The following is a 12,240-nucleotide window of genomic DNA, read 5'->3' on the forward strand; positions in this document are numbered from 1 at the left end:
GGGCCGGTGCTGCCCGCTGGCGGCGGTTTCCCGACGGTGCCGGTTCGGCTTCACCGTGCTTTCCATCAGATGATTTGTTCGTAAGAAATGCCGGCTTTCGACCCCGGAGCGAAAAAAAACCGCCCCGAAGGGCGGTTTTCATTCCGGTGACATCGGTCAGACATCACGGGTTTCGATTTGCACCAGTGGTGCGTTCTCCGCTGCGACTGTTGCGTCGGCGTGACGGCGCGGGGCGCGGGCTGCCGGTGCAGGGGCTGCCGCTTCCGTGGCGACCGCTGCATCCTGGACCGTTTCGACCTGTTGCAGTGCGACGGCTTCGACCGCAGCAGCCGTCTTGGGGGCATCGCTGCGACGGCGACGACGCGGTTTGGCCTCTGCTTCGACGGTTTCCGGTGCCGGGGTAACGTCATTGCGGGTCGAGACCATCACCAGACCTGCGGCTTCGGGCGTTGCCACTTCGATGACCGGGGAGGGGGCCACGACCGGCGCAGGCACGGCTTCTTCCGGCGCTGCGGCGGCCTCGAACGGCAGTCCGGCCTGACTCGGTGCGGCGGCCGGTTCGGCGGCAACCGTTTCGACGGCTGCCGGCTCTGCAACGGATGCCGGTTCGACAACCACAGCCGTTTCGACGCTGGTGGCGACTTCGACGACCGGTTCGACATGGGCCGTCTGCGGCGCAGCCGGCGATACTTCTTCGGCAGCCGCTTCAGCCGAAACCGGTGCTGCTTCGGCTTGGGCAGGCGCCGGCGCGGCCTCGGCTGCGACAGCCGCTGCAGCGGCAACGACTGCTGCTGCCGGTGCTGCTTCGGCCGGCGCCACGACGTCGGTCGCCGGCTCGATCGTTGCTGCGTCGGTACCGTCGGTTTGTCCTTCGGTCTGCTCGGCACGTTCGCGGTTGCCGCCACGACGGCCACGACGGCGACGGCTGCGGCCTTCGCCTTCAACCGGTGCGGCTGGCGCTGCATCGGCCGGCGCTGCAACGGCGACCAGGTTTTCGACCTCGGCGGCTTCGTCCTTCACCGGTGCCGGCTGCGGTGCACGTTCGGCACGCGGCGCACGCGGTTCGCGCGGCTGACGCGGTTCGCGTTGTTCACGCGGCTCGCGCTGTTCGCGCGTTTCGGTGCTGCGCTCGTTGCGGCCTTCGCCCCGTTCGCCACGCTCCGAACGCTGCTGTTCGCGGGCTTCGTTGCGCTGCTGGCGGGCGTTCAGATCTTCCTCGATCCGCGGTTGTTTGCTGCGGCGTTCCTTGTCGTTCCGCTGCTCGTTACGGCTTTCGTTGCGCTCGCTGCGTTCACCGCGATCGTTACGGCCCTCACCGCGTTCGCGGCGGTCGCCGCGATCACCACGACGGTCGCCACGCTCGCTGCGTTCGCCGCGGCGGTTGCCGTTCTGCGACTGGCCGCGCTTGGCCGGTTCGGCCGGCGCTGCCGGTGCGACTGCCGCTTCGGGTTCGCCACGGAACCAGCCGACGATGCGGGTCCACAGCGACGGACCGGTGCTGACTGCCGGCGCGACTTCAGGCTTGAGGATGTCCTGCTTCGACACCGGCGCCGGTTGCGCCGGGGTAATGCCCTTGACGGCCGCTTCCGGACGCTTGGCTTGTTCTTCCTTGGCGCGACCCGGCTGATAAGCTTCCTCGCTCGGCGCTTCGACCATCTTGTACGACGGACGCGAGTCGTCGAGCTGGTTCAGGTCGTCGTGACGCAGGCGAACGATGTCGTAGTTCGGCGTTTCCAGATGCATGTTCGGGATCAGCACGACGCCGACCTTGAGGCGGGCTTCGACCGCAAACAGCTCGCTGCGCTTTTCGTTCAGCAGGAAGGTAGCGACGTCGACCGGCACCTGCGCGTGGATCGCGCCGGTGTTGTCCTTCATTGCCTCCTCCTGAATGATGCGCAGGATGTGCAGCGCCGACGATTCGGTGCCGCGAATGAAACCGGTGCCGTGGCAGCGCGGGCAGGCGATGTGGGTGGTTTCCTCGAGCGACGGCTGCAGGCGCTGGCGCGAGAGTTCCATCAGGCCGAAGCGGCTGATCTTGCCGGTCTGGACGCGGGCGCGGTCGTGATGCAGCGCATCGCGCAGGCGGTTTTCGACCTCGCGCTGGTTCTTCGGGTTTTCCATGTCGATGAAGTCGATGACGATCAGGCCGCCGACGTCGCGCAGGCGCATCTGGCGGGCGATTTCGTCGGCCGCTTCGAGGTTGGTCCGCGCGGCGGTTTCCTCGATGTCCGAACCCTTGGTTGCACGCGCCGAGTTGACGTCGATCGAGTACAGCGCCTCGGTCTTGTCGATGACGATGGCGCCGCCGGACGGCAGTGAGACTTCGCGTGCAAATGCGGTTTCGATCTGGTGTTCGATCTGGAAGCGCGAGAACAGCGGTACGTCGTCCTGGTACAGCTTGACCCGGTTGACGTTGCCCGGCATCACGTGGCTCATGAACTGGCGGGCCTGCTCGAAAATGTCGGCCTTGTCGATGAGGATTTCGCCGATTTCAGGCTGGAAATAGTCGCGGATGGCGCGGATGACGAGGCTCGATTCCTGATAGATCAGGAAGGCGCCGTTCTGCGAAGTCGCTGCGCCTTCGATCGCGTGCCACAGTTGCAGCAGGTAGTTCAGGTCCCATTGCAGCTCTTCTGCGGCACGGCCGATGGCGGCGGTACGGGCAATCAGGCTCATGCCTTGCGGCGTTTCGAGCTGGTCCATGGCCGCGCGCAGCTCCTGGCGCTCGTCACCCTCGATGCGGCGCGACACGCCACCGCCACGCGGGTTGTTCGGCATCAGGACCAGATAACGGCCGGCGAGGCTGATGTAGGTGGTCAGCGCCGCGCCCTTGTTGCCGCGTTCGTCCTTTTCGACCTGGACGATCAGCTCCTGGCCTTCGCGCAGCTGATCGGCGACGCGGCCGCGGCCGCCGTCGTCGGACATGTACGAACGGGCGATTTCCTTGAACGGCAGGAAGCCGTGACGATCGCAGCCGTAGTCGACGAAGCACGCTTCGAGACTCGGTTCGATCCGGGTGATGACACCCTTGTAGATGTTCGATTTCCGTTGTTCCTTGCCAACGGTCTCGATGTCGAGGTCGATCAGTTTCTGACCGTCGACGATCGCAACGCGCAGCTCTTCGGCCTGCGTTGCGTTGAACAGCATGCGTTTCATGTGGGCTCCTGCACGCACTGACGGCAGGGATGCCCGGCTACGCCAGCCGCCCGGCTAGCGGGATGTCGCGGGACGCCATTGGGGCGACCGGCACATCTTGCGGAAAAGACTGTTGCGGGGCGACGGGAGGTGTTCTGGCTCCAGAATCTGACTATTTGAGGGTCAATGTCGGGGCCGGCTTGGCCGGGCTGGCCGACGCCGTAAAGGGGGCGCCGGCGGGAATCCGATGAGTGCGTGAATGGTATGAATCAATTACCATCGCTACTTATTTTGCGGTGAGCGAAATTAACCGCAACCCGGGACTTGGCCCCCGAAACAGGACGTCTGGCGATGCCCGCGCTCGCAGCTCCGGGCCCGATGAAAGATCGGGGTGGAGGGGTACAGCATGCTGTACGGCGGGAAGGGAGTCGCCGGCGTATCCGGACGAAGGGGCAAAGAACGGGATGAAAAACGGGCCGGATTTCATGGCCGGCGCTGACCGGATGGCGACGCAGCGATTTCGCCTGCGAGGCCTGCAAAAACGGGCAGCGTGCCAACGAGTATAAGTCAATATGTCTGAAACGAGCAAAGCGTCTGTCACATTCGTTGAGATCGGTCCGGAAGAGGCCGGGCAGCGCCTCGACAACTACCTGATCCGCCGTCTCAAGGGCGTGCCCAAGAGTCATATCTACCGCATCGTTCGCGGCGGCGAAGTCCGGGTCAACAAGGGTCGGACCGACGTCACGTACCGGCTTGCGGAAGGCGACGTGCTGCGGATTCCGCCGGTGCGTGTGGCCGAAAAGCCGGCCAGCACGGCGGTGCAGGCGGCCAGCGGCCAGCTCGAGCTGGAAATCCTGTTCGAGGACGACGCGCTGATCGCGATCAACAAGCCGTCCGGCGTGGCCGTGCACGGCGGGTCCGGCATCAGTTTCGGCGTGATCGAACTGCTGCGTGCGCAGCGACCGCAGGCAAAATTCCTCGAGCTGGTACACCGGCTCGATCGCGAAACCTCGGGCCTGCTGCTGATCGCGAAGAAGCGTTCGGCACTGGTCAAGCTGCACGAGATGCTGCGCGACAACCACCAGATCGACAAACGCTATCTGGCGCTGGTGCAGGGTGTCTGGCCCGAGCCGCGCAGCCACGTGCGCTTCAAGTTGCTGAAGTACGAAACGCCCGGGGGCGAGCGCCGGGTGAAAAAATCCGCCGATGGCCTGACCTCGCACACCGTCGTCAACCGCAAGGCGAAATTCGCCGATGCGTCGCTGCTCGAGTGCGAACTGAAAACCGGCCGGACCCACCAGATCCGCGTGCATCTGGCCGAGAGCGGGCATCCCATTCTCGGGGACGACAAGTACGGCGATCCGGCGTTGAACCGGCTGTTGCCGCGTGCCGGCCTCAAGCGCATGTTCCTGCATGCATGGCGCCTGACGCTGAGTCATCCGCTGACGGCGGAGAAACTGACCCTGGAAGCGCCGCTGCCCGGGGAACTGCAAACCTATTTGGATACCCTTGCCGAATGAGTAGACGTTTCGACCTGCTGGTTTTTGACTGGGACGGCACGCTGATGGATTCGACCGGCACCATCGCCCGGTCGATCCAGGCGGCCTTTGCCGATGCGGGGCTGCCGATCCCGGCCGATCGGGATGCGCGCTACGTGATCGGTTATGGTCTGAACGAGGCGATGCAGCACCTGGCGCCCGGTGTCGACGATGCCACGATCAAACGCATCGTCGATGCCTACCGGCACCACTATCTGTCCGGCGATCACGCCTTGCTGCTCTACGATGGCGTGCGGGAAGGCCTGGATGCCTTTGCCGAAGCGGGTTTTGAAATGGCAGTCGCGACCGGCAAGTCGCGTGCCGGGCTTGATCGTGTACTGGCCTCGACCGGGCTGGACCGTTACTTCGTCGCGACGCGAACCGCCGACGAGACATTTTCCAAACCGCATCCGGCCATGCTCGAACAACTGCTCGACGTGACGTTCACCGGGGCCGAGCGCGCGGTGATGATCGGCGATACCACGCACGACCTGCAACTGGCGATCAATGCCGGCTGCGCGAGCCTCGGCATGAGTTACGGTGCGCATCCGGTCGACCAGCTGCTGACCTGCACGCCGCTGGCGATTTTCGACGACTTTCCGGCGCTGACGCGCTGGGTGCTGGCTCATGGGTGAGCAGGCTGCGGCACCGATCTGCCGGAGCGACGAGCTGGTCGATGGCGGTCTTGGTGTTCGTTTCAGTCTCGACCGTGACGGGGCGACGCGGTCGGCCTTCGTCGTGCGCCACGACGGCAAGGTCTACGCCTACGAAAATGCCTGCGCACACATTCCGGTCGAACTCGACTATCGGGACGGCGAATTCTTCGATCTATCAAGGCGCTATCTTGTCTGCGCCACCCACGGCGCCTACTATGCGCCAGAGACCGGGGTCTGTCTCGGCGGGCCGTGTCCCGGGCGCCGGCTGAACGCGATTGCCGTGAACGAACGCGACGGCGCCGTCTGGCTGAGTGCAAGCGATCCCGCAAACCACCATTGAACCGACAGGGCATCGAATCCATGCAAGAACCGTGGGAGCGCCAGGCGCTGACCGACCTGCTGCAGGCAGGGATCAAGGAGCAGCGCAGCGCGCGTCGCTGGGGCATTTTCTTCAAGCTGCTGGGCTTTGCCGTCCTGCTGCTGGTGTTGGCCGGGCTGTTCGGCTGGTTCGGACAGAAAGAGCTCGACAGCGTTTCCAACGGCCCGCACACCGCGCTGGTCCGCCTTGACGGCGAGATCGCCGCGGGTGGCGAAGGGGATGTTACGCCGGTGATCGACGGCCTCAAGGCGGCGTTCGATGACCGCAATACCAAGGCCGTCGTGCTTGAAGTGAACAGCCCCGGCGGCAGCCCGGTGCAGGCCGGTCAGCTCAACGATGCGATGCGCGCACTGCGCAAGCAGCATCCGAAGGTGCCGCTCTATGTGGTGGTCGACGACATCTGTGCATCGGGTTGCTATTACGCCGCGGTCGCCGCCGACAGGATTTTTGCCGACAAGGCGTCGATCGTCGGCTCGATCGGCGTGCTGATGGACGGCTTCGGCTTTACCGGTGCGATGGACAAGGTCGGCGTCGAACGCCGTCTGGTCACCGCAGGCAAGAACAAGGGGTTCATGGACCCGTTCTCGCCGCTGAATGCAGAGCAGCGCGGCAAGGCGCAGGCCATGGTTGACGAGATCCATCAGCAGTTCATCGATACGGTCAAGGCCGGTCGCGGCAAGAAACTGGCGCAGGACGAGCCGGACCTGTTCTCCGGACTGGTCTGGAGCGGTGCGACCAGCATCAAGCTCGGGCTTGTCGATGCGCTGGGCTCGGTCGACAGCGTCGCGCGTGATGTCGTCAAGGCCGACAACATCGTCGACTTCACGACGCAGCCGAGCTATCTGGACCGCTTCGCCAAGCGGGTGGGCGTCAGCGCTGCCGCGCATCTGGGTACGCAGCTGTTCGGCTATTCGGTCAGGTAAGCATGGCAAGACGCAAACACGACGAAGAACACGAGAGCCACGAGCGCTGGCTGGTCTCGTATGCGGATTTCATCACGCTGCTGTTTGCGTTCTTCGTGGTGATGTACGCGATTTCGTCGGTCAACGAAGGCAAGTACCGGGTGCTGTCGGACGCGCTTGTCAGCGCGTTCCGCAATGAAGTGCCGTCGAGCATCAGCGTCATCCAGTTGCCGAACCAGGCTCAGGCCGGCGCGAAGCCGAAGGTGAGCCCGTCGGCGCCGCCGCGTGCACCGGAGCTCGAAGCACAGGCGAAGAAGATGCGCGGCATGGCCGGCGACATCCGCGGCGCACTCGGGCCGCTGATCGAGCAGGGCAAGGTCCGGGTGACGCAGTCCAAGCGCGGTATCGCCGTCGAGATCAGCGACAGCGTGCTGTTCGACCTGGGACGCGCCGAGCTGCAAGCGGCGTCGGTCACCATGCTCAAAACGGTGGCCGAACTGGTGCGCGACAACGACAACCTGATTCAGGTCGAAGGCCATACCGACAATCAGCCGATCCGCTCGACGCAGTATCCGTCGAACTGGGAACTGTCGGCGGCACGTGCGGCCAGCGTCGTCCGCCTGTTCGCCGAGAACGGCATTGTCCCCAAGCGGATGGTGGCGATCGGCTATGCCGAGTTCCGCCCGGTCGAGCAGAACGAGACCGTCGAGGGCCGTGCCCGCAATCGCCGGGTCACGCTGAACATTCTCGCCGACAACAAGGACGAGGTCGCGGTACTGCCGCCGGCCGATACGCCAAGACCGAACGGCCAGTAAGCATTGTCCCGGGACGTCGGTGCGCCCGAACGGGCGCACCGACAACACTACTTAGAACTTGCCCCAGGGTTTGACCTTGCCGGCCGCGTCGACGGCGACGACGTCGATCGTTCCCGGCGTATACGGTCCCATGCCCGGGCTGTTGGCCGGCATGCCGGGGGCTGCAATTGCCCTGACGTTCTTCGGCTGCTGCTTCATCAGCTTGTCGATTGCCGTGACCGGGACGTGGCCTTCGATCGCATACTTGCCGACCACCAGCGTATGGCACGACGGTGCCGCCGCCGTGCCGTAGCGCGTCTTGATCGCCGACATGTCGTTGCTTTCGATCTGCTTGATCTGCCAGCCCTGCTGTTCGAGATAACGTGCGTGCTCGCCGCAGCAGCCGCAACCCGGCGATTTGTACAGCGTGCCCTGAGGGGCAGCCCACGTCGTTGCCGACAGGGCGATCAAGGCGGCACCGAACAGGCGGGTGCGATTCGTCATCGTGCTTTTCATTCCGGAATCCTTGTTGGCGGCCGCGCCCCATGGGCGCGGCTGGTAGGTCGAAGATGTGCTGGCGGGTTTATTTCAGGTCGACCTTGGTGTGCATGCCGGCTTCGTAATGCCCGGCGACGTGGCAGGCGAGGATGATGCCGCCGGTTACCGCCCGGTCGAACTTCCAGATCAGCGTTTTGCTCTGGCCCGGGGCCAGCGATACCGTGCCCGGATCACCGTCGTGCTGCATGCCGGGCATCTTCTGCATCATTTGCGCATGGGCTTGCTGGCTTGCGGCATCGCCGATGGCGAATTCGTGCGTCAACTGGCCCGGATTGCTGACGACGAAGCGGATGGTTTCGCCCTTGCGAATCTTGCCGACGGCGGGCTCGAATTCGAACTTCATGGTGTCGAGGGTACGGACCTTGACCGTGCGGGTGACGTCCGGGGCACGGCCGGGCTGGCCGAAGCTGTCATGACCGCCGGCGTGGCTGCCGCTGGCGAAGGCCGGCGAAATGGCGAGGGCGGCCAGCATGGCGAGAACGCGGGATTTCATCGTGGGTAATCCTTGTCTGCGACCGGCGTGATCGTGCGCGAGGCGCACGCATGCGTTGCGCCGGTCGGAATGTCCGGGGGAGAGCGCGTGCGCCGAAGGGCGCGAGTACGGATCAGCGCCTGGGCGGCTTCAGCGCCGGCGCCGGCACGATGTCGAGCGGGGTCGGCAACGCCGTGGCGACGCGAACCGGGACAAGGGTGGGGAGGGTCATCGTTTGCCGATGGATGATCGGCGGAGTACATGCCGCGCAATGCACGCTGTCGCAATCGGCCTTGGCGGCCTTGTCCGCCGTGCCATGGCAGTCGCTGTTTTGTGCCACTTCTGCATGCGCCATCGCCGTGACGTGCATCGGCGCAGCCGAGGCATACAGTGACTGCCACGGCAACAGGCACATCAGCGCCAGCAGCAGCCAGCGACCCGGGCGAGGGCGAAGGGCGACGGAAAACTTGAACATACCCCGCCAGTGTATTTCGGGTCACCGGTGTTGGCAAACGGCCCGGCCCGGCGCGGCGTCACCGAAGCCGCGCACCTGCTGCACTATACTGGCCACCCTTGGTTCCGAATTCGCAGCATGTTTTTCTCCCCCTGCCAACATCCGGACGTGCTGATCCGCACCACCCGCCTGCTGTACTGCAACGCCGTCATCGGCCAGGTGATGAGTATGGTGATCGCCTCGCTGCTGTGTTTCGGCCTGCGCGATGCACTGCCCGGAGCCGAACTGCTGGGCTGGTTGTTGCCGGTGCTGCTGATGTCGGCGCTGCGTATCGGGCTCGCGATCGGTTATCGCCGGGCGCCGGTCGATTTGCCGAGGGCGCTGCTCTGGCGCAGGCGCTACCTGATCGGCACCGTGCTGGTGGCGCTGTGGTGGGGCGGCGGGGCGCTGGCGTTCATGTTCGGCATGCCGCCTGCACCACGGCTGATCGTCTCGCTGGTGGTCTGCGGCATGGTCGCCGGTGCGGTGCCCATTCTGTCGCCGGTGCTGCCGGCCTTGCGCTTCTACGCCATCATGCTGGTGCTGCCGGTCACGATTACCGCCCTCGCCAACGGCGAAGCCTATGATCCGCTGATCGCCGTCATGTCCCTGCTGTTCCTCTACACCGTGCTGCGCAGCGCCGGCTTCTACAACCGGATGCTCGCCGAGGCCATCGAGCTGGAGATCGAAAAGGGCGGCCTGATCGACGAGCTGCGCGTCGCCACGCACGAAGCCGAGGCGGCGAGTCGTGCAAAAAGCGAGTTCCTGGCCAATATCAGTCACGAAATCCGCACGCCAATGAACGGCATCGTCGGCATGGCGCAACTGCTCGAGCATCAGTCGCTGGATGCGGCCAGTCGCGAGCAGGTTACGGTGATCCGGTCATCAACCGATGCGCTGCTGACGCTGGTCAACGACGTGCTCGACCTGTCGCGGATCGAAGCCGGTCATTTCAATCTGTCGCCGCAGCCCTTCTCGCCGCAGGAAATGATCGATGCGCTGGCGCGGATGTTCGGCCCGCAGGCACAGCTGCGCGGACTGGAACTGCAGTGGCCGGACGTCCCGCTGCTGTCGGCGTTGTACGGCGACCCGGTGCGGCTGAAGCAGATCTTCGTCAACCTGATCGGCAATGCCCTCAAGTTCACGCCGCAGGGACGGATCGACGTGCGGATTGCGCTGCATCCGCGCGAAGCCGACATCGTCGAATGGCATGCCAGCGTTGCCGATACCGGCATCGGCATACCGTCGGCACAGGTCGGACGGATTTTCGAGGCCTTTTCGCAAGCCGACAGTTCGATTTCTCGCCAGTACGGCGGTACCGGCCTCGGGCTGTCGATTTCACGCCGTCTGGTGCGGATGATGCAGGGCGAGCTGTGGGTCGAGGCCAACCCCGGCGGTGGCAGCGTGTTCCATTTCACCGCGATGCTGCAGGCGTGCGATGCCAGCGCGTTGCCGAGCCGGCCACCTGCGGCGCGGCCGCTGTCGGTGCTGGTCGCGGAGGACAACCCGGTCAACCGGCTGGTGGCCGAGCGGCTGTTGCAGGCGCAGGGACACCGGGTCTGCCTGGCCGGGAACGGCCAGCAGGCAATCGAGGCCGCACGTGCCGGCGGGCTGGACCTGATCCTGATGGACCTGCAGATGCCCGAGCTCGACGGCCTTGCCGCAACGCGCTGCATCCGCAGCGCCGAGGATGTGACCGGCCGGCCGCGTATACCGATCGTCGCACTGTCGGCCAACGGTATCGTCGAGGAAAAGACCGCCTGCCTGATCGCCGGCATGGACGATTTCCTCGAAAAACCGTTGCAACAGGAAGCACTGGCACGACTGCTGTCGCGTGTGGCAGCGGGTGAGCTGGCGGGGCGCTGAGCGGGCGCCTCCGGCGCGACAATCCGCGGGTCATCGTGTACATTCGGTAACCGTTTTCGTCAGCCACGAGGCCCCGCCTCGATCACATGGACCCTGCACTTAGTCAGTTCCTCATGCTTGCCGGAGCGCTGCTCCTGGTCTTCCTCAACGGCTTCTTCGTTGCCGCCGAATTCAGTCTCGTCAAATTGCGCCCCACCCGGGTCAAGGCCATTGCCAAGACCTGGGGCCTGCGTGGCCGCATGCTCTCCCGGGTCCATCACGACCTCGATGCCTATCTCTCTGCCTGCCAGCTCGGCATCACGCTGGCCTCGCTCGGTCTCGGCTGGGTCGGCGAGCCGGTATTCGCAGCCCTGTTGCAACCGGTATTCGCCTGGCTGGGGGTCGGCAGTCCGAAGCTGATCCATACCGTCTCCTTCGTGTTTGCGTTCAGCACGATCTCCTTCCTGCACATTGTCGTCGGCGAACTTGCGCCGAAGTCGATGGCCATCCGCATGGCCGAAAAAGTCGGCCTGTGGACCGCGGCACCGCTGTTTGCGTTCTACTGGGGGATGTATCCGGCGATCTGGCTGCTCAACAAGAGCGCGTTCTGGGTGCTGAAACTGATCCGGCTTGATGTCGGTCACGGTCACGAAAGCCATTATTCGGCCGAGGAACTCAAGCTGATCCTGCGTGCCAATCGCGACGATCCGTCGTACAACAGCGACGCGATGCGCGTGCTGGCGCATTCGCTGGACTTCGGCAAGCTCACCGTGGCCGACCTGATGCGTCCGTTCTCGGAGGCGGTGACGCTGCAGTTCGACGCGCCGTGGGCCAAGCAGCTCGAGACCATTCGTGCACACCGTTTCAGCCGCTATCCGGTCGTCGGTGAGGACGACCACGTGCTCGGCATGGTCCACGTCAAGGACCTGTTGCTGCTGAGCAATGACGAAGACGAGCCCGAACTCGACGCCCATTTGCGCCCGGCGCTGCGCGTCAGCGAGGATCTGCCGGCGGACGAGCTGCTGCGGCGTTTCCGCGGTGGTGCGGTGCACTTCGCCGTGGTAGGCCCGAAAGGCGAACCGCCGTACGGCTTCATTACGCTCGACAACCTGCTCGGCGTGCTGGTCGGCGAAATCCGTGACGAATTCCGCCAGACCCACAACGACTGGCTGTGGCTGGACGACGGCAGCCTGATCGGCAAGGGCTCGCTGCCGCTGTTCACGCTGTCGCGCGCGCTCGGCATCGATGTCGACAGCCCGGAAGTCGAATCGGTTGGCGGACTGATTCAGGAAAAGCTCGGACGGCTGCCCGAAGAGGGCGAGCGGCTGTCATTCGACGGCTTCGACGTCGTCGTCAAGAAAATGCACGGTCCGCGCATCGTCAGCGTTCGGGTGATGCCGACGAGTATTTCGCGCGGCGATTAGCCGCTGACAGATTTCGACAGTGTTGCCTATGCTGAACCGTCTTG

Annotated in this window: 11 protein-coding genes; 7 read left to right on the forward strand and 4 right to left on the reverse strand. The window is 64.8% G+C overall.

What is annotated here, in order from left to right:
* Positions 1-156 precede the first annotated feature (156 nt).
* A complete protein-coding gene (locus IE097_RS01250) occupies positions 157-3,156 on the reverse strand; it encodes an Rne/Rng family ribonuclease (RefSeq protein WP_189458324.1) in 3,000 nt (999 codons plus the stop codon).
* A gap of 551 nt (positions 3,157-3,707) precedes the next feature.
* Here IE097_RS01250 and IE097_RS01255 point away from each other — a divergent pair.
* Genes IE097_RS01255 through motD form a run of 5 tightly spaced genes read left to right on the forward strand, consistent with a single transcriptional unit; the run spans position 3,708 to position 7,425 of the window.
* Positions 3,708-4,655, forward strand: a complete 948-nt coding sequence (locus IE097_RS01255; protein WP_189458325.1) for an RluA family pseudouridine synthase — start codon at positions 3,708-3,710, stop codon at positions 4,653-4,655.
* Positions 4,652-5,308 (forward strand): HAD-IA family hydrolase, encoded by a 657-nt coding sequence (locus tag IE097_RS01260; protein ID WP_189458326.1) that lies wholly within the window; start codon positions 4,652-4,654, stop codon positions 5,306-5,308. Before IE097_RS01255 ends, IE097_RS01260 begins: the two co-directional genes overlap by 4 nt.
* Entirely contained in the window at positions 5,301-5,669 is a 369-nt protein-coding gene (locus tag IE097_RS01265; protein ID WP_189458327.1) for a Rieske (2Fe-2S) protein, read from the forward strand. The genes IE097_RS01260 and IE097_RS01265 overlap by 8 nt, the downstream gene beginning before the upstream one ends.
* A gap of 20 nt (positions 5,670-5,689) precedes the next feature.
* Entirely contained in the window at positions 5,690-6,631 is a 942-nt protein-coding gene (locus IE097_RS01270; protein ID WP_189458328.1) for a S49 family peptidase, read from the forward strand.
* Positions 6,632-6,633: 2 nt separating this feature from the next.
* On the forward strand, positions 6,634-7,425 hold the full coding sequence (gene motD / locus IE097_RS01275) for a flagellar motor protein MotD (protein WP_189458329.1): 792 nt from the start codon (positions 6,634-6,636) through the stop codon (positions 7,423-7,425).
* Between the two features lie 51 nt (positions 7,426-7,476).
* On the opposite strand, the gene IE097_RS01280 is transcribed toward motD, so the two are convergent.
* The 3 genes from IE097_RS01280 to IE097_RS01290 form a co-directional block, all read right to left on the reverse strand.
* Complete coding sequence (locus IE097_RS01280) at positions 7,477-7,908, reverse strand: DUF411 domain-containing protein (RefSeq protein WP_189458330.1); 432 nt, start codon at positions 7,906-7,908, stop codon at positions 7,477-7,479.
* 79 nt (positions 7,909-7,987) lie between these two features.
* Positions 7,988-8,455: a cupredoxin domain-containing protein gene (locus tag IE097_RS01285; protein ID WP_189458331.1), complete on the reverse strand. Its 468-nt coding sequence runs from the start codon at positions 8,453-8,455 to the stop codon at positions 7,988-7,990.
* 112 nt (positions 8,456-8,567) lie between these two features.
* Entirely contained in the window at positions 8,568-8,909 is a 342-nt protein-coding gene (locus IE097_RS01290) for a hypothetical protein (RefSeq protein WP_189458332.1), read from the reverse strand.
* 117 nt (positions 8,910-9,026) lie between these two features.
* Here IE097_RS01290 and IE097_RS01295 point away from each other — a divergent pair, with 117 nt between their 5' ends.
* Positions 9,027-10,793, forward strand: coding sequence for an ATP-binding protein (locus IE097_RS01295; RefSeq protein WP_189458333.1), 1,767 nt, complete (start codon positions 9,027-9,029; stop codon positions 10,791-10,793).
* Between the two features lie 113 nt (positions 10,794-10,906).
* Positions 10,907-12,196: a hemolysin family protein gene (locus IE097_RS01300; RefSeq protein WP_229797355.1), complete on the forward strand. Its 1,290-nt coding sequence runs from the start codon at positions 10,907-10,909 to the stop codon at positions 12,194-12,196.
* Positions 12,197-12,240: the final 44 nt, after the last annotated feature.

The sequence above is a fragment of the Jeongeupia chitinilytica genome (assembly GCF_014652315.1).
Classification (GTDB): domain Bacteria; phylum Pseudomonadota; class Gammaproteobacteria; order Burkholderiales; family Chitinibacteraceae; genus Jeongeupia; species Jeongeupia chitinilytica.

Bases quoted from the DNA above. Each gene is read 5' to 3' on its own strand.
- IE097_RS01290 (WP_189458332.1), bottom strand. From the start codon at position 8,909: ATGTTCAAGTTTTCCGTCGCCCTTCGCCCTCGCCCGGGTCGCTGGCTG.
- IE097_RS01250 (WP_189458324.1), bottom strand. From the start codon at position 3,156: ATGAAACGCATGCTGTTCAACGCAACGCAGGCCGAAGAGCTGCGCGTT.
- motD (WP_189458329.1), top strand. From the start codon at position 6,634: ATGGCAAGACGCAAACACGACGAAGAACACGAGAGCCACGAGCGCTGG.
- IE097_RS01280 (WP_189458330.1), bottom strand. From the start codon at position 7,908: ATGACGAATCGCACCCGCCTGTTCGGTGCCGCCTTGATCGCCCTGTCG.
- IE097_RS01300 (WP_229797355.1), top strand. From the start codon at position 10,907: ATGCTTGCCGGAGCGCTGCTCCTGGTCTTCCTCAACGGCTTCTTCGTT.
- IE097_RS01255 (WP_189458325.1), top strand. From the start codon at position 3,708: ATGTCTGAAACGAGCAAAGCGTCTGTCACATTCGTTGAGATCGGTCCG.
- IE097_RS01295 (WP_189458333.1), top strand. From the start codon at position 9,027: ATGTTTTTCTCCCCCTGCCAACATCCGGACGTGCTGATCCGCACCACC.
- IE097_RS01260 (WP_189458326.1), top strand. From the start codon at position 4,652: ATGAGTAGACGTTTCGACCTGCTGGTTTTTGACTGGGACGGCACGCTG.
- IE097_RS01265 (WP_189458327.1), top strand. From the start codon at position 5,301: ATGGGTGAGCAGGCTGCGGCACCGATCTGCCGGAGCGACGAGCTGGTC.
- IE097_RS01270 (WP_189458328.1), top strand. From the start codon at position 5,690: ATGCAAGAACCGTGGGAGCGCCAGGCGCTGACCGACCTGCTGCAGGCA.
- IE097_RS01285 (WP_189458331.1), bottom strand. From the start codon at position 8,455: ATGAAATCCCGCGTTCTCGCCATGCTGGCCGCCCTCGCCATTTCGCCG.